The following is a 16,666-nucleotide window of genomic DNA, read 5'->3' as shown; positions in this document are numbered from 1 at the left end:
CCCCCCCCCCCCCCCCCCCCCCCCCCCCCCCGCTTCTGTTTTCAGATATCGCTTCGGCCGTTAGCGACCAAAGAGGTTCCGGTCGGCGCCCTGAGGAGCCGACTTCTGCACGTCGCCCGAAGAATTGAGCAGCTTGTAGACCGGCGAGTCACTGTTGCGGATCGAAGCCGTATTCGACGTGTCGACATTGACGGTCGACGAAGCCGTGGGCTGGCTGGCGCCGTTGGCGCCATAGTTGTCGCTGCCGGCGAAAGCGCTGCCGGACAGGGCCAGGACGGCGGCGGCAGCGATGAGGATCTTGTTCATTTTAAACTCCTGAATTTTTGAAGTCCGGCGGGCCGGCGGGCGAACCCACCGGCCGCGGGATTGGGATTAGTGACCGAAGAGGTTTCGGTCGCTGCCCTGCTGAACGGGCGCCTGGGTGGCCGGAGCCGACTTGCCGATCGACGCGGTGGCGGCGTTGTCGGTCGAAGTGACAACCGCCTGGTTGGCACCGTTCGAACCAAAGTTGTCGCTACCGGCGAAGGCGCTGCCGGAAAGGGCCAGGACGGCGGCGGCAGCAATGAGGATCTTGTTCATTCTAAATACTCCTGAATTTTTGAAATCAGTCGGACCGGCGGGCGAACCCACCGGCCGTGGGATTGGGATTAGTGACCGAAGAGGTTGCGGTCGCTGCCCTGCTGAACGGGCGCCTGGGTGGCCGGAGCCGACTTGCCGATCGACGCGGTGGCCGCGTTGTCGGTCGAAGTGACAGCCGCCTGGTTGGCACCGTTCGAACCAAAGTTGTCGCTACCGGCGAAGGCGCTGCCGGAAAGGGCCAGAACGGCGGCGGCAGCAATGAGGATCTTGTTCATCTTAAATACTCCTGAATTTGTGGCGTCCACCGGCGCGGCAGGGCAATCCCGCCGCGTGCCGGGGAGCGGCTATTAGTTGTTGCCGAAGAGGTTGTGATCGGCACCCTGGACAGGCGTCTGAGCAGCCGGCTGCGACTTCTTGGTCGAAGCGGTGTACGAGCTGTCGACAGAGGTGGCAGCAGGGGTCGCGGCGCTCGAACCATAATGGTCGCTACCAGCAAAGGCGCTGCCGGAAATAGCCAGAAGGGCTGCGGCAGTGAGAACAATCTTTTTCATTTTGGGGTACTCCAGTATTTTTTCCGTCCGTCTAGCGGCGTGTCTTGGGATTAAAAATCGCGTCGTTCGGACAGCCCCGATGTGGGAGAGCACCTTTGCCGTTTCCAATCACGAAGTTGTTCCGCGTGGACCATGACTCCACCACTTGAAATTGTACCAGGCCCTTTTACGTCCATTGTTTTTCTTCGCTATATCAACCGGTTAACTGGAACCACCGCTTCGATCACCGACTGTGTCGAAGGCCCTGCGTTCACACCGTCCTGCACGCACCGTCAACAGAAACGAACCGTTCGGTTCGATTTTAGAATCTGCTAATAGTCACTTTTCGTAACCGTTAACCTTTTTCGCCGCCGGCAACGGGTCGAAAACGGTGCCGGCGCGGCTTCCCATAAAGACGCCTCCATCGGCCGGAACCATCCAGCATGCGTGTCGCGCCGCATGGAGGCGATGTCGCTTTCATGCCGATGTCGCAAACCCTGTCGTGATTAAATCATTCCATCTCAGGTGCCGCTGCGTGACGACGGAGCGGAGAATTGGGAAGCCGGTCAGATTCCGGCGCTGCCCCCGCAACGGTGGTGGAGTTCAAGTCGCAACGGGAGACCACTGGGCGAAGGCCTGGGAAGGTGTCGCGATGGTCCGCAAGGACGACTCCAGAGCCCGGAAACCAGCCCGAGATCGCTAGAACTCGACTGATCGCGGTGGGCGGTCAAGGGGCGGATGATGTTTGTCCGGCTTTTGCCGGCTTGCGCTCAATCCTTCCTCCATCACCACCAGTTCAGTCCTTGAAAATGAGGACAGGACATGGATGCGCGCAACGACATGCTGAGGCTCTTGAACAGCCGCAGACAAGGCTTTTCGCTGGAACAGCCCTTTTATACCGACCCGGACTACTTCAAGCTGGACATGGAGCTGATCTGGTATCGCGACTGGCTGTTCATCGGCCATGATTGCGAGTTGCCCAAGCCGGGCAGCTTCATCACCGTGCAGATCGGCGACTATCCGGTCGTGCTGGTGCGTGACCAGCAGGGCAAGATCAACGCCTTCCATAATTCCTGCCGTCATCGCGGCAGCCGCGTCTGCAACAGCGACAAAGGCATGGCCGCCAAACTGGTCTGTCCTTACCACCAGTGGACTTACGAGCTTGACGGCCGGCTGCTGTTCGCCCGCCAGATGGCCGACGGGTTCGACAAGAGCCAGTTCGGGCTGAAGCCAGTCGCCTGCGAAAGCGTCGCCGGCTATGTCTTCATCAGCCTGGCCAAGGAGCCGGCGGACTTCGCGCCGATGCGGGCGATGATCGAGCCCTATCTGCAGCCGCACCGGCTCAGCGAGGCCAAGATCGCCTTCGAGAGCACCATCATCGAGAAGGGCAACTGGAAGCTGGTCTGGGAAAACAACCGCGAATGCTACCATTGCGCCGGCAATCATCCGGAATTGTGCAAGACCTTCCCGGAAGCGCCGACCGTGACCGGCGTGCAGGGCGCCGACAGCGATCCGGAAATGCTGGCGCATTGGGCCAAATGCGAGGCTGTTGGCCTGCCCAGCAAATTCCGCATCGACCCGGCTGGACAATACCGTGCCACCCGCGCGCCGTTGCTGCGCGATGCCCAGAGCTACACGATGACGGGCAAGCGGGCGGTGAGCAAGAACCTGTCCGACAGCGTCTCGGCCGACCGGATCGGCACCTTGATGCATTACCACTATCCGACGACCTGGAACCATATCCTGGTCGATCATGCCGTCACCTTACGTGTGCTGCCGGTCAGCGCCACAGAAACGGCGGTGACGACGAAATGGCTGGTGCACAAGGACGCGGTAGAGGGCGTCGACTACGATCTCGCCGACCTCACCCATGTCTGGACCGAGACCAACGACCAGGACCGCCGCATCGTCGAGGAAAACGCCTTCGGCATCCTGTCGCCGGCCTATGAGCCCGGCCCCTATTCGGAGCTGCATGAAGGCGGCGTCATCCAGTTCGTCGACTGGTACGCGCGCTTCATCGGCCCGCGCCTTGCCGAAGGCGGCCGGCCGGCGCTGCGCAGCGTGGCATGAGAGGCTGAGGGATGAATGCCATGACCGACCTTGGCCTCTATCGCCATCTCGACCAGATGGCGCCGTGGAACGACAGGCTGCAGGTGCTGGAAGTGACCGGCGTCAGCGATGAGGCGCCCGGCGTCAAGACCTTCACCTTCCGCTCCGACAACCAGACCTGGTTCCGTTACAAGCCGGGCCAGTTCGTGACGCTGGAACTGCCGACGCCGGACGGTCCGCTGATGCGCACCTACACGCTGTCGTCGTCACCGTCGCGGCCGTTCTCCATCGCGGTGACGGTGAAGGCGCAGGCAGGCAGCATCGGCACACGCTGGATGTTCGATCACCTGACCCCCGGCTCGCACGTCAAGGCCTATGGACCGAGCGGCGATTTTTCGTTGCACTGCCACCCGGCGGCGAAATATCTGTTCATCTCGGCCGGCTCCGGCGTCACGCCGATGATGTCGATGCTGCGCTGGCTGAACGATTGCGCGCCCTGGACCGATGTCGGCTTCGTCAATTGCGCGCGGCGTCCCGAAGAGATCATTTTCCGCAAGGAACTCGAACTTTTGGGCGGCCACATGCCGGGCCTGTCGCTCGGCTTCATGATCGAGGAGCGGTCGAGCCGCGAGGGCTGGTACGGCCATATGGGCCGCATCGATGCCATCCGGCTGCCGCTGCTGGCGCCCGATTTCCGTGAACGCGAGATCTTCTGCTGCGGCCCCGATCCCTTCATGCGTGCTGTGCGCGGCATGCTGGAGGCCGCCGGCTTCGACATGGCGAGATACCATCAGGAAAGCTTTGCCGCGCCGACCGTCGAGGAAATCCAGGCGCCGTTCGCCTCGCCGGAGCAGGACGGTGCGGCAGCTCCCGTCGAAGCAGCAACACCTATCCGCTTCGCGATGTCGGACGTCGATGCCGAGTGCGTCGCCGGCCAGACCGTGCTGCAGACGGCCCGCGCCTCGGGCGTGCGGATCCCGGCAGCCTGCGAATTCGGCCTGTGCGGAACCTGCAAGGTGAAGAAAGTCTCCGGCGCCGTCGAGATGAGCCACAATGGCGGCATCCTCGATCACGAGATCGACGACGGCTTCATCCTGGCCTGTTGTTCCAAGCCACTGTCGGCACTGGAAATCGAGGTTTGATCCGGCTGGCCTTCGACTGATCCCGCATATGGCCGGCGCCTTACCGGCAAAGGTTACCTTGCCAAGGAACAACCGAAAGTTTACAGGCGTTGTCGGTGGAACGGGTCCTGCTGGCGGGCAGGAATGCTAAGCGGGGCGACAATGATGCATGAATCCCATGCCTATGCGGTTGCGAGCCGGGATATCGTTTTCGAATCCTTCGATGGCGAGGCCGTGGTGCTCAACCTTGCGAATGGCAAGTATTTCGGCTTCTCCGATTCCGGCAGCAAGGTGTGGCAGGCACTTTCGTCCGGAATGGACGCCCGGGCTCTGGTCGGGCTTACCGCGGGCGGCTCGACAATAGGCCAGGCCCAACTCGATCACTTCATAGCGCAATTGCTCGAACTGGGCTTGCTGGTGCCTTCCGACGCGACGGTGCAGCCATTGCCGGACGAATTGGCCGCCGAGCTGGCCGCCACGAACGAGCCGCTCGATGTGAGCATTCACGACGACCTCGCCGACCTGATCGTCATTGATCCCATCCACGAGGTCGAGGAACCACTCGGCTGGCCGGCGGTCAAGCAGGCTTCCTGACGGGCCGGCCGCTGCCGTGATGGAAGGCGCTTGATGCCGCGCGTCACGCTGGAAACCTTGCCCGATTACGGCCGGTATCTCCTCGCCGCCGCCGAAAATGCGGGCTTGCGCTATCCGACCACATGCAAGGTCAGCCTGCCCCTGTTGGAACTGACCGTGCATCTCGGTCACGGCGTGCTTGCCGATGCACTGGGCCATGCATTTGTCGAAGCCGGACGTGATCGGCCCGAACCGGCCGCGTGCCGCGTCTTCATCGCTTATCCCGGCATCCACGGCATTCCGGAGCCCGCGCGATGGGGCGACGCGCATTTCACCGAGCACGGTTTTGCCAAACGGCTCGCCGAAGCCGGGTTGCGCGGCCACTATTTCCACGACCTGGATTTCTGGCAGATCTACGATCCGCACCGTAGCGTTGGCGTGCAGCTGATGGCGTCGGCCGATGCCTTTCCGCCCTGGGAGCCGGGGGCGCCGCTGCGCGCCTTCCTGCACTGGGAATATGCCGCGCGCGGCATGCGGCTGACCCATGCCGGCACGCTCGGCATCGACGGCAAGGGTATCCTGCTCGCCGGCGCGGGCGGGGCGGGGAAATCCGGCACTGTCGCCGCCGGCCTGCTCAATGGGCTCGACAGTGTCGGCGACGACTATGTGCTGATCGATCTCGTCGGGGGCGTGACCGCGCGGCCCCTTTTCTCCACCCTGAAACAGGACGCGCGAGGTTTCGCGCGGCTGGGCCTGCAACAGAGGCTGGCTGAGCAAGGCCCGCTGAACTGGCAGGGCAAGCACACGTTTCACATTGGCGACGTAACGCCCCGCCCGGTGCCCGCGATGCTGGACATCGTCGCGCTGGTGGTGCCACATATCAGCGGTGGCGGAGCAAGTTCGATCATGCCGGTGTCACGCAGGGATGCCATGATTGCCTTGGCGCCGTCCGGCATCGCCCAGATGCCGGGCGAGCGCGAAAGCGGCTTTCGCTTCTTCAGCGAATTGACCCGCCTCTTGCCGTGCTTTCGTTTGTCCCTCGGCACCGACCCGGCAGAAATCGCCGGCGCGATCGAGAATTTCCTGACGCGAGGCCTCTCGTGAAGCTCAGCGTGATCATGCCGGTGTACAATCGCGAGCGCTATGTCGTCTCGGCGCTGCGCTCCCTGATCAGGCAGCGCGCTGACGCCGACTTCGACATCATCGTCATCGACGACGGCTCCACGGACGCCTCGGTGGAGGCGATACGGTCTGCGATGCGCGAGGCGTCCTGCATCCGCCTGGTCCTGCAACCCAATATGGGCGTCGCGAGGGCGCGCAACGCCGGGCTTAGACACTTGCCGCCGGATGCCGGGTTTGTGTCATTCCTCGATTCCGACGACATCTCGCTTGCCGGACGCTTCAAGACGGATCTGGCTTGCTTCAAGGCCGAGCCGGGCCTTGACCTGACCTACTCCCTGATGACCCTGGCCGAGCAGATAGACGATGACAGGATGGAGCCGGTAGCGGGCAGTCGCACTGTAACGCTGCGCGGAATTTCAATGAGCACCGGCCTGTTCAGCAGGGCGCTTATCGATCGCATAGGCTATTTCGACGAGGAATTCGATCAGTGCGAGGACACTGACTATCTGTTGCGCATCTTCGAAACGGGTCCGAATTACCGCCTTCTGGAGACGGTCGCGATCTACTACAGGCGCCATGCCGGCAATATCACCGGGAAGCGCGAGAGCCGGCTCCGCGACCACATGCGGGCGATCCACAAATCGATCCGGCGACGCAGGGCCAACCCATCCCTGCGTGAGATTCCCGGCATTTTCGAGCTCAAGAGCTCGCCCGACTGGCGGGTGCTTTAATGCGGTATATCTCGCGATCAAATCGGATGGTGCAGCAGCGGCCGCGAGGTCGCGGATGAGGCTGAGCGTGATCATGCCGGTCTACAATCGCGAAGCCTATGTGGGCGCCGCGCTGCGTTCGCTGCTCAGGCAAGGCGACGCCGCCGATCTCGACATCATCGTCGTCGACGACGGTTCGACCGACGGTTCGGTCGAGGCCGTGCGCGCGATGATGCATGATCATTCCTGCATCCGGCTGTTCCGGCAAGAGAACATGGGGGTGACGCGGGCGCGCAACAGCGGGCTCAGGCTGCTCAAGCCCGAGGCAGACCTGGTCTCGTTCCTCGATTCGGACGACATCTCGCCGGCCGGGCGCTTCGAGGCGGATGTCGCGTTTTTCCGGAAGAATCCCGATCTCGATCTGACCTACTCAAGGATGATGCTGGTCGACAAGATCGATGACGGGATCCTGGAGCCCACGGCGGACAGCAACAGCATCACGATTCGTGGCATTCACCTGTCGGCGGCGATCTTCGCGCGCCGGCTCGTCGCGCGCATAGGTGATTTCGACGAGGATTTCGTCCAGGCCGAAGACACCGACTACCTGCTGCGCGGTTTTGAGATCGGCCCCAGATACGTGCTTCCCGACACGGTCGCACTCTACTACAGACGGCATGCCGGCAACATGACGAGGCAAGAGGACGTCCAGTCGCGGGAATTCCTGCGCGCTATCTATAAATCCATGAAGCGGCGCAAGGCCGACCCGTCGCTACGGCCGATCGAAGGTATCTTCGAGCTGGACAAACTGACAGATTGGCACTCCCTGTGATGGACGGATACGGCGTCGTCATACCGGCCTTCAACGCCAGCGACACTATCGCCGAGACGCTGCGGTCGGTCGCGGCCCAGACGGTGCGGCCTGAACTGGTGGTGATTGTCGACGACGGATCGACCGACGACCTCGCCGCGGCGATCGGCGGAACGGACCTGCCGCTGCGCCTGCTGCGCCAGGCAAATGCCGGGCCGGGCAGCGCCACGACCAGGGGCATCGCCGCGCTGTCGACGCCGTTCATCGCGACGCTCGACGCCGACGATCTGTGGCTGCCCGCCAAGATCGAAACACAGCTCGCGCATCTCGAGAGATTTCCCGCGGCATCGGGAGTTTTCTGCCAATGGCGGAATTTCCGCAATGATCGGCCAGATGCGCCCGAAGGCGCGGCTCTGCCCGGCTGGTCGCGGACCACGATGCTGATCCGGCGCGAGGTTGCCGAGACCGTCGGACCCGTCGTCGATCCGCCGGGCGGCCGTGGCGAGATGATCGACTGGATCGCGCGGGCACGCGAGGCGGGCCTTGCCCTCGACATGATCGAGGAGGTGCTGGCGCTGCGTCGAATCAGACCCGGCAGCCTGTCCTACGGGCGCGATGCCACGCGCGACCGCGGCTACCTGGAAGTGGCGCGGCTGGCCATGCTGCGGCGGGCCCGAAACAAGGCCGGCGCGGGCTGATGGCGCGCATTCGCCGCATCGGCCGACGCTTCCCGGACTATGGCTGGTCCTGGCCGACGGGCGGGCTCGACCAGTTGCTCAAGGCGGCGCTTCTTGCCGACGACGACGCGGCCGCCGGTTGCGCGATGGAGTGGCTGAGCGCGAACGACATCGACCTCGTCTCCTTCAGGGAGCATCGGCTGCTGGCCGCCATCTGCGACCGGTTCGGCCGTAAATTGGCCGGGCATTCCGCCTATCCACGTCTTGTCGGCCTGCAAAAGATGCTGTGGACCAAGTCGCGCATGGCGATGCGCGAGGCCGAACCGGCGCTGCAGGCGATGACCGACGCCGGATGCATGGTGATGCTGATCAAGGGTGCCAGCCGCATTGCCTTGAACGCGTCGGCGCAGCGGGGCCGGGTGGCGCACGACATCGACATATTGGTCCGGTCGCAGGACATGCCGGCGGCGTTCGACGTGCTGCGCGAGCGCGACTGGCAGATCGCCACCGGGGTGAGCCCGCAATATCTGAGGACAAGACTGGCGTCCTTGCGCTCGATGAACTTCTTCAAGGGCAATTATGGCGATATCGACCTGCACCAACTCGCCTATGACGGTTCCCAGCAAAGCGACGAGGACGACCAGGCGATCTGGCGGCGGGCGGCGGCGGCCGAGTTCAGCGACGTCGGCGTGCTGGTACCGTCGCCCGCCGACCGCATCGCGCTGGCGATAGCGCATGGCGGGCTCGACGCCCACACGCATAGCGATTGGCTGGTCGATTGCGCGGTGGCCATTCGTGCCGGCGACGTCGACTGGGACGTGTTCCTCGATATTGTCGCCAGGCGGCGCCTTGCCGTTGCCGCGGCAGTGGCGCTCTCCTACCTAGCGCTCGAGATTGGCGTGACGGTGCCGGACAGGGTGCTGGCGCGCGTGCTGGAGATGGCCGACCGCACCGGCCTGTCGCGCTGGTCGGCCGTGCTGCAGGCCAAGCCGCGAACCGATTTCGGCAGGCTGGCCTGGCTGTCGCGCGGGTTTGCCAAGCAGTTGCGGCTGAGACGCAAGAGCGGCCGGCTGCGGCAAGAACCGCCGACCAAAGCCTGGCGTGGCCGCCGCGCCAGCCGCGTGCCGCTGGGCGCGGCCTCGCCATCGGCATTCTCCCAAGCCATACCCTGCCCACCGACGGCCGGAGACATGATGCTGGACATCACGATCCGGGTCAGTGTTCCGCCGATCCGGCGCCGCATCGAAATGGAGATCAATGCCGACGATCACCATGTCGCGCGCCTGCGCGCCATGGCCATCAGCCGGTCCGGAGGCGACCGGGTGCTGCATTTTCGGGGCAAGGTGACGCTCGACGGCCGACATCACGCGCTGACGCTGGAGGCGCGACCGTCCCGGCAATTCCGCCAATGGGAAGACCAGGCAACGGTCGCGGCCTATGGCGCGCTGCCTTTCCAGCTGGTCTCGGCGGCCTTTTCGCCGCTGCGCTGAGACGTCGCCGCCAAAGGCAGCAGGGCCGGAGCGCGGTAGAGGCGCCCGCGGCTATACGGTGTTCCCGTCGGGCTTCGTTACCCGCCGCAGCGTCAGGTTGATCCTGCCGCCGTTCTTGAGCAGCGCCGAGGTCGAAGGGTAGATGCGGTCGACGCCATGGAAGGCAAGACGGCCCTCGCCGCCAAGCACGACGACATCGCCGCTTTTCAGCCTGAACGATTTGGTGGCGCCGTCGCGCGTCGTCTGGCCGACCCTGAACAGGCAGTCGTCGCCGAGCGAGACGGAGACGACGGGGGCCGAGAGGTCGGCCTCGTCGCGATCCTGATGCAGGCCCATCTTCGCGTCGGGCGTGTAGAAATTGATCAGGCAGGCCTCCGGTAGATGCGGATAGCCCGACACCTGCCGCCACAGGTCGAGCAGACTGCCGGGGATGGGCGGCCATGGCGTCCCGGTCACGGGATGCGTCGGCTGGTAGCGGTAGCCGCGTTCCTTGTCGGTGACCCAGCCGAGCGGACCGCAATTGGTCATGCGCACGCTCATCTCCTTGCCGGTGCGCGGCATGGCCGGCACGAACAGCGGCGCCTGCTGGACGATGGCCCTGACGTCCTCGACCAGCGCCTCCTGCACCTCGCGAGACAGATGGGCCGGCATGTGGCGGACGCCCTTGGGCAGAACGAGCAATTGGCTCACCTTTCGAATGTTCGGACCCGCAAGATGCCACCATCGGACGCCGAGGGCGACCCGAAAGCAGTCGTCGATTTCACTGAAATTGCCGAGGCGGGAATGCGCGGTGAATTCGTCTCACCAAATCAGCCAGAGGCGTTGACGGATAAAGATGATTAACTTAGTCAAGATTTTGAACTTGAGTCTAAGGCAACAATTTCACCCGGGCGCCGGACGGAGGCCATGGGGAACGAATGACGAGAGCGAGGTAATATAAAAGTGGTGTTTCTTCGAGACTTCGGAGCGGTCAAGCGCGGCGGTATCTGGTTCCGGCGAGGGCTTGTGGCGACGACGTGCCTGTCGACGGTGCTTGGCGTTGGCCATGCATCGGCACAGCAGGCCGGCACCCAGGCATCCGACGGTACGGGGGTGCTGGAGCCGATTACGGTCAGCGGCAAGACCGGCAGCGACACTTCCCGAGAAGACGACAAGATGGTGGCCGCCAAGCGCAGCTCCGGCGCGACCAAGACGGACACGCCGCTTATCGAAACGCCGCGCTCCGTCTCGGTGGTGACACGCAAGGAGATCGAGGAGCGCGGCGCGCAGGACATCATCGAGGCGGTGCGCTATTCCGCCGGCGTGAGCACCGGCGCCTATGGGTTCGACCCGCGCTTCGACCAAATCTACATCAGAGGCTACGATGCCACCACGCTCGGCGACTACAAGGACGGCCTGCGCCAGCCCTACATCAACTACGGCACTTTCCGCACCGACCCCTATTCGCTCGAACGCGTCGAGGTGATCAAGGGGCCGGTGTCGGTGCTTTACGGCGCGGGAACGCCGGCTGGCATCGTCAACAAGGTGCCCAAGCTGCCGACCGAGGACAGGATACGGGAAGTCGAACTGCTCTATGGCACGAAGGACAGGGCGCAGGCCGCCTTCGATTTCGGCGGACCCGTCACCGAGGGCAGCGACGATTTTCTCTACAGGATCGTCGGCCTGGCGCGAAACGGCGACACGAATTTCGACATCGCCGACGACCGTTATCTCCTGCAACCGTCCTTCACCTGGAACCCGGATGCCGCGACCTCCTTCACGGTCTACGGGCTGGTGCAGGCCGATGAGACGGATTCCAATCCTGGCGTGATCACCGACCCGTCGGGGAAGGTGCATGCCCTGCGCGAGAGCGACCCGGATTACGATTACCAGAAGATCCGGCAGCAGCAGGTTGGCTACAAGTTCGAGCACGATTTCGGCGACGGCATCACCGTGCGCCAGAATGTTCGATACTCCCATCTCGACCTGAGGTCGCGCTATCTCGCGGTCTCCGGCTGGACAGGTACGGTCGCGCATCGCTATGCGACCGCGATTCGCGACGAAATGAACGTCTTCCAGGCCGACAACCAGGTCGAGGCCAAATTCGACACTGGCGCGCTCGCCCACACGCTGCTTCTCGGCCTCGACTATACGAACCTGACCTCGTCCTTCGGCTATGGATTCGATGCGGCCGATCCGGCCTATGATTTCGACATCGCCAACCCGACCTACGGTGTCTCCGGCCCGACGCCGGCCACCACGTTCTCGGCCTCTGACGCGGATCTGCGCCAGACCGGAATCTATGCGCTGGACCAGGTCGAGCTGGACAGATGGCGCTTCACGCTTGGCGGGCGCCAGACCTGGGTCGAGCAGACGCGGGACTACGTTGGGGGCGGCTCCGAAGCGGTGAACAAGAACGCCTTCAGCATGCAGGCCGGCGCGCTTTATCTGTTCGACAATGGTATCGCGCCCTTCGCGAGCTATGCGACCTCGTTCGAGCCGATCTCGAACCGGTCGGCCGATGGTGGCGGCATCCTGCAGCCGACGAAGGGCGAACAGGTCGAGCTCGGCATCAAGTACCAACCTCCAGGAAGCGATATCCTGCTCTCGGCCGTCGCCTATCACCTCGTCGAGAAGAACAAGCCGGTCGTCGTGGATCCCAATGCGGGGACCTATCGTTCACTGGGCGAGGTCACCAGCAACGGATTTGAGCTGGAGGCCCGCGCGGCCGTTATGGACGGACTCGATGTGATCGTGGCCTATAACTACAACCATGCCGAGATCACGGGCGCCGCCGCTGGCTCGACGGAGTTCGGCAAGGTCCCCGCCGTCACCCCCGAGCATGTCGCGAGCCTCTGGGCCAATTACAAGTTCGACGAGGGCAGCGCCGCTCCAGGCCTTTCGGTCGGAGCCGGCGTGCGGCTGCAGAGCGCGACCTATACCGACACGTCGAACACCGCCAGGAACGATGCCGCCGTCTATCTCGATGCGTCGGCGTCCTATGATTTCGGCGCCATCGACAAGAAGTATGAAGGTGTCTCGGCCGCCTTTGCCGTCCGCAACATCGCCGACGACCGCGCGACGGTATGCAACAGCGGCTATTGCTACATGGGCCAGGGCCGCAACGTCACGGCTTCGCTGAAGCGCCGCTGGTAAAGGCAACGCCGCGCGCCCTTTCGGACGCGCGGCGCATTGATTCCACCGTTTGGATGCAACCCGGCTCGGCGGTTCAGCCAAGCTCGGGGATGCGCAGGACCTGGCCCGGATAGATCTTGTCGGGATGGGTCAGCATCGGCTTGTTGGCCTCGAAGATGACCGTGTTCTTGACACCCTGGCCCTTGCCATAGCTCTTTTCGGCGATCTTCCAGAGATTGTCGCCCTTCTGGACGGTGTAGAAGGTCGGCTCCTTGGCCGGGGCGGCCGTGCCGGAAGCCGGCGCGACCTGCAACTCGTCAGCCTGTACCTTGGAGACGCCGAGCGTGTTGCCGACGGCGATGACCGCCTTTTCGAAGATCGACTGGTCCTTGACCACGCCCTTCAGCACCGCGGTATCGCCCTGGACGACAACCTGCACGCCATCGGTGCCGAGCTTGTGCGAATCGAGCTCTTTCTTGAGGGTGTCGGCGGTGGGTGCGGCTTCCTCGTCGCCGCCTATGCCGAGCTTCTTGCCGACGCTCTTGACGAAATCGAACATACCCATTTCTAGGTCTCCCTTGCTGTGGCAAAAGGGAAACTTGCATCTGCAACGCAAAATTGAAAGCGGTTTTGCGCACGCGACTGGCGCGTTGCTTAATCGTTCTCTACCCGGCCGCGCAGCTTCTTGATCGTACCGCGCCCCGCCTTGCTCTTCAGTCGCCGCTCGACCGCCCCCTTTGACGGCCTTGTCTTCTTGCGCGGCGGCGGTGGCGGTTCGGCCGCCTTGGCGACCAGCGCCGTGAGCCTTGCCCGGGCATCCGCCCGGTTCTGTTCCTGGGTGCGGAAGCGTCCGGCCTCGATGACGATGACACCGTCCTTGGTGGCGCGCTGGCCGGCAAGCTTTATGGTCCGCTCGCGCACGCGGTCCGACAGGCCCTCCGCGTTCCGCGCGTCGAAGCGCAACTGCACCGCTGTCGCCACCTTGTTGACGTTCTGGCCGCCAGGACCGGACGAGCGGATGAAATCCTCGTGCAGATCGCCCGGATGGATCACGGCTTCGCCCGATATGATGATGTCGTCGTCGATCGGCATGCCGCAGTCATGGCGCGGCGGACTAAAAAAGAAAAGGCCCGATCGAAGCCGGGGCCTTCCAATGCATGTCGCCCAGAAGTGACGTCGGTTCCGGGATGACGACATGCATGAGAGAACGTCGAGCGGCGTGATGATTACTCCGCCGCCTCCTGCATACGCGGTGCGGCCCCCAGCACCACGGCGTCGACATGGCTTTCGAATTTCTCGAAGTTGACGGCGAACATGCCGACCAGCCTTGCCGCCTGCCGGTCATAGGCGGCCTTGTCGGCCCAGGTGGAGCGCGGGTCGAGAATGGCGCTGTCGACGCCAGTCACGGCCTCCGGCACCTCGAAGCCGAAATTGGCGTCGGTGCGGAACCTGGCCGTCTTCAGCGAACCGTCGAGGGCCGCGGCGAGCAAGGCTCGCGTCGCCTTGATCGGCATGCGCTTGCCGGTGCCGTAAGCGCCGCCGGTCCAGCCGGTGTTGACCAGCCAGCAATCGGCGCCATGGCGGGCAATGAGTTCGCGCAGCAGATTGCCGTATTCCGAGGGGTGGCGCGGCATGAAAGGCGCACCGAAGCAGGTCGAGAAGGTGGCTTCGGGCTCGGTGACGCCCTTTTCGGTTCCGGCGACCTTGGCCGTGTAACCGGAAAGGAAATGATACATCGCCTGCGCCGGTGTCAGCCTGGCGATCGGAGGCATCACGCCGAAAGCATCGGCGGTCAGCATGATGATGTTCTTCGGATGACTGGCGCGCCCGGTCTTCGAGGCATTGGGGATGAAGTCGAGCGGATAGGCGCAGCGTGTGTTTTCGGTGAGCCGGCCGTCATCGAAGTCCGGCACGCCATCGGCGTCGAGCACGACATTTTCCAGAACCGTGCCGAAGCGCTGCGTGGTGGCGAAAATCTCCGGCTCGGCTTGCGCCGACAGCTTGATCGTCTTGGCATAGCAGCCGCCTTCGAAATTGAAGATGCCGTGCGGCCCCCAGCCATGCTCGTCGTCGCCGATCAGCGTGCGCGACGGATCGGCCGACAGCGTGGTCTTGCCGGTGCCCGACAGGCCGAAGAAGATGGCGGCGTCACCTGCCGGGCCTTCGTTGGCCGAGCAGTGCATCGGCATGACGCCCTTTTCCGGCAAGAGGTAGTTGAGCATGGTGAACACCGACTTCTTCATTTCGCCGGCATAGGAGGTGCCCCCGATCAGCACGATCTTGCGCGTCAGGTCGACGGCGATCACCGTTTCGGTGCGGCTGCCGTGGCGGGCGGGATCAGCGCGGAAGGACGGCAGGTCGATGATCGTCATCTCCGGCACGAACTGTTCGAGTTCGGCCGCGTCGGGACGGATGAGCAGGTTGCGGATGAACAGCGAATGCCAGGCAAATTCGGTGATCACCCTGGTGGGCAGCTTGAGCTCCGCGTCGGCGCCGCCGACCAGATCCTGCACATAGAGATCCTTGTCGGCGGCCTGGGCCTGGAAGTCGGCGAGCAAGGCGTCGAATTTGGCCGGCGAGATCGCCTTGTTGTTGTCCCACCAGACTGGCAGTTCGGTGGCGGCGTCGCGCACGACGAACTTGTCCTTGGGCGAACGGCCGGTGTGCTGGCCGGTTTCGGCGACGAGCGCGCCATGCGCGGTCAGCCTGGCCTCGCCCCGCCTGATCGCTTCCTCATAAAGGGCGGCCGCGCCGAAATTGTAGCGCACCACGCCGGAGGTTTTCAGACCGATATGACCGATCGCGCAGGCAGGATTGCGTTTGCCGACTTCCGACATTGGTGACCCTTCTTGAGATTTGCCGCATCTTTGCCGGCACATTTCCGGCACACCTGCCAAGCAGGCTAGGATGGTCAGAACCAGAAAAGCCAAATGATATCAAATCATTAATCGATTTAAATATTTTGAAAGTTGTTTAAATCGTTTATATATGCGAAAAGTTTCATGGCTGCCCAAAGGATTGGACGTGTCCGTTCGTCCAATTCGTGTCGAGGTAGGATTGTGGCCGCCGGCACCCCGCGCGTGACAGCGGATAAGGCCTATGCCACATTTTGTACCTAATTTGTCCTGCAAAAGCCCCTTCTCTTACGACAGAAGGGACAGCTCATGAGGGAGCCACTTGAAATGGCAACAATCGCGCTTGTCGATGACGACCGCAACATTCTGACGTCGGTGTCGATCGCCCTCGAATCCGAAGGCTACCGCGTCGAGACCTATACGGATGGTGCGTCCGCGCTGGAAGGCCTGGCGGCCCGGCCGCCGAATCTTGCCATCCTCGACATCAAGATGCCGCGCATGGACGGCATGGAGCTTCTGCGCCGGATGCGCCAGAAATCCGACCTGCCAGTGATCTTCCTGACCTCCAAGGATGACGAGATCGATGAATTGTTCGGTCTCAAGATGGGCGCCGACGACTTCATCCGCAAACCGTTCTCGCAGCGCCTACTGGTCGAGCGGGTGCGCGCCGTTCTGCGCCGGGCCAGCGCCCGCGAGGCCGCGGCAAAAACGCCCAGCCAGCAGGCTCGCTCGCTCGAGCGCGGCCAGCTCGTCATGGACCAGGAGCGCCATACCTGCACCTGGAAGGGCGAGCCGGTAACGCTCACCGTCACCGAGTTCCTGATCCTGCATTCGCTGGCGCAACGCCCGGGCGTGGTAAAAAGCCGTGATGCGCTGATGGATTCGGCCTATGATGAGCAGGTCTATGTCGACGACCGCACGATCGACAGCCACATCAAGCGGCTGCGCAAGAAATTCAAGGCCGTCGACGACGACTTCGAAATGATCGAAACCCTTTACGGAGTCGGATACCGGTTCCGCGAAGCGTAAAGCCTAGTC

General features: G+C 63.4%; 19 protein-coding genes and 1 riboswitch. Of the genes, 11 read left to right on the top strand and 8 right to left on the bottom strand.

The window, feature by feature from the left end; translation table 11 throughout:
- Nucleotides 1-60: 60 nt before the first annotated feature.
- From LB569_RS21440 to LB569_RS21425, 4 genes are all read right to left on the bottom strand, one after another.
- The gene (locus tag LB569_RS21440) at nt 61-306 is read right to left on the bottom strand and encodes a DUF680 domain-containing protein (RefSeq protein ID WP_140702892.1); all 246 of its coding nucleotides are present in this window, start codon (nt 304-306) and stop codon (nt 61-63) included.
- 66 nt (nt 307-372) lie between these two features.
- Nucleotides 373-579, bottom strand: a complete 207-nt coding sequence (locus LB569_RS21435; RefSeq protein WP_224693983.1) for a DUF680 domain-containing protein — start codon at nt 577-579, stop codon at nt 373-375.
- A 68-nt stretch (nt 580-647) separates the two neighbouring features.
- A complete protein-coding gene (locus LB569_RS21430) occupies nt 648-854 on the bottom strand; it encodes a DUF680 domain-containing protein (protein WP_224542414.1) in 207 nt (68 codons plus the stop codon).
- 72 nt (nt 855-926) lie between these two features.
- Entirely contained in the window at nt 927-1,130 is a 204-nt protein-coding gene (locus LB569_RS21425) for a DUF680 domain-containing protein (protein ID WP_140702895.1), read from the bottom strand.
- Nucleotides 1,131-1,615: 485 nt separating this feature from the next.
- Nucleotides 1,616-1,818, top strand: a riboswitch (cobalamin riboswitch).
- Nucleotides 1,819-1,931: 113 nt separating this feature from the next.
- Here LB569_RS21425 and LB569_RS21420 point away from each other — a divergent pair.
- The 8 genes from LB569_RS21420 (at nt 1,932) to LB569_RS21385 (ending at nt 9,659) form a co-directional block, all read left to right on the top strand.
- Nucleotides 1,932-3,179 (top strand): aromatic ring-hydroxylating oxygenase subunit alpha, encoded by a 1,248-nt coding sequence (locus LB569_RS21420; RefSeq protein WP_224693982.1) that lies wholly within the window; start codon nt 1,932-1,934, stop codon nt 3,177-3,179.
- Nucleotides 3,180-3,199: 20 nt separating this feature from the next.
- Nucleotides 3,200-4,300, top strand: a complete 1,101-nt coding sequence (locus tag LB569_RS21415; RefSeq protein ID WP_224693981.1) for a hybrid-cluster NAD(P)-dependent oxidoreductase — start codon at nt 3,200-3,202, stop codon at nt 4,298-4,300.
- Between the two features lie 141 nt (nt 4,301-4,441).
- The gene (locus LB569_RS21410; RefSeq protein ID WP_224693980.1) at nt 4,442-4,873 is read left to right on the top strand and encodes a PqqD family protein; all 432 of its coding nucleotides are present in this window, start codon (nt 4,442-4,444) and stop codon (nt 4,871-4,873) included.
- A gap of 33 nt (nt 4,874-4,906) precedes the next feature.
- Entirely contained in the window at nt 4,907-5,956 is a 1,050-nt protein-coding gene (locus tag LB569_RS21405) for a serine kinase (RefSeq protein WP_224693979.1), read from the top strand.
- Nucleotides 5,953-6,705, top strand: a complete 753-nt coding sequence (locus LB569_RS21400; protein WP_224693978.1) for a glycosyltransferase family 2 protein — start codon at nt 5,953-5,955, stop codon at nt 6,703-6,705. The genes LB569_RS21405 and LB569_RS21400 overlap by 4 nt, the downstream gene beginning before the upstream one ends.
- Before the next feature lie 55 nt (nt 6,706-6,760).
- Nucleotides 6,761-7,513, top strand: a complete 753-nt coding sequence (locus LB569_RS21395; protein WP_224693977.1) for a glycosyltransferase family 2 protein — start codon at nt 6,761-6,763, stop codon at nt 7,511-7,513.
- Nucleotides 7,513-8,190 (top strand): glycosyltransferase family 2 protein, encoded by a 678-nt coding sequence (locus tag LB569_RS21390; RefSeq protein ID WP_224693976.1) that lies wholly within the window; start codon nt 7,513-7,515, stop codon nt 8,188-8,190. Before LB569_RS21395 ends, LB569_RS21390 begins: the two co-directional genes overlap by 1 nt.
- On the top strand, nt 8,190-9,659 hold the full coding sequence (locus LB569_RS21385) for a nucleotidyltransferase family protein (protein WP_224693975.1): 1,470 nt from the start codon (nt 8,190-8,192) through the stop codon (nt 9,657-9,659). The genes LB569_RS21390 and LB569_RS21385 overlap by 1 nt, the downstream gene beginning before the upstream one ends.
- Before the next feature lie 51 nt (nt 9,660-9,710).
- Here the strand turns inward: LB569_RS21385 and LB569_RS21380 are convergent, their stop codons facing one another.
- Entirely contained in the window at nt 9,711-10,340 is a 630-nt protein-coding gene (locus tag LB569_RS21380) for an alpha-ketoglutarate-dependent dioxygenase AlkB family protein (RefSeq protein WP_140702904.1), read from the bottom strand.
- A 33-nt stretch (nt 10,341-10,373) separates the two neighbouring features.
- Here LB569_RS21380 and LB569_RS31850 point away from each other — a divergent pair, with 33 nt between their 5' ends.
- Both LB569_RS31850 and LB569_RS21375 read left to right on the top strand, forming a co-directional pair.
- Complete coding sequence (locus LB569_RS31850; RefSeq protein ID WP_263494871.1) at nt 10,374-10,502, top strand: hypothetical protein; 129 nt, start codon at nt 10,374-10,376, stop codon at nt 10,500-10,502.
- Between the two features lie 93 nt (nt 10,503-10,595).
- Entirely contained in the window at nt 10,596-12,794 is a 2,199-nt protein-coding gene (locus LB569_RS21375) for a TonB-dependent siderophore receptor (RefSeq protein WP_224693992.1), read from the top strand.
- A gap of 73 nt (nt 12,795-12,867) precedes the next feature.
- On the opposite strand, the gene lysM is transcribed toward LB569_RS21375, so the two are convergent.
- The 3 genes from lysM to LB569_RS21360 form a co-directional block, all read right to left on the bottom strand.
- The gene (lysM, locus tag LB569_RS21370) at nt 12,868-13,338 is read right to left on the bottom strand and encodes a peptidoglycan-binding protein LysM (protein WP_140702906.1); all 471 of its coding nucleotides are present in this window, start codon (nt 13,336-13,338) and stop codon (nt 12,868-12,870) included.
- A gap of 89 nt (nt 13,339-13,427) precedes the next feature.
- On the bottom strand, nt 13,428-13,865 hold the full coding sequence (gene arfB / locus LB569_RS21365) for an alternative ribosome rescue aminoacyl-tRNA hydrolase ArfB (RefSeq protein ID WP_224693974.1): 438 nt from the start codon (nt 13,863-13,865) through the stop codon (nt 13,428-13,430).
- Between the two features lie 134 nt (nt 13,866-13,999).
- Entirely contained in the window at nt 14,000-15,610 is a 1,611-nt protein-coding gene (locus tag LB569_RS21360; RefSeq protein WP_224693973.1) for a phosphoenolpyruvate carboxykinase, read from the bottom strand.
- A gap of 345 nt (nt 15,611-15,955) precedes the next feature.
- Between LB569_RS21360 and LB569_RS21355 the strand changes: the two genes are divergently transcribed.
- Nucleotides 15,956-16,657 carry a response regulator transcription factor gene (locus tag LB569_RS21355; protein WP_013528337.1) on the top strand — a complete coding sequence of 234 codons (702 nt, stop codon included), beginning with the start codon at nt 15,956-15,958 and terminating at the stop codon, nt 16,655-16,657.
- The last annotated feature ends 9 nt before the right edge of the window (nt 16,658-16,666 follow it).

The sequence above is a fragment of the Mesorhizobium sp. BH1-1-4 genome (assembly GCF_020165665.1).
Classification (GTDB): Bacteria; Pseudomonadota; Alphaproteobacteria; order Rhizobiales; family Rhizobiaceae; genus Mesorhizobium.
The sequence above is the reverse complement of the archived record's forward strand: the minus strand, read 5'-3'. Positions and strand labels throughout refer to the sequence as shown.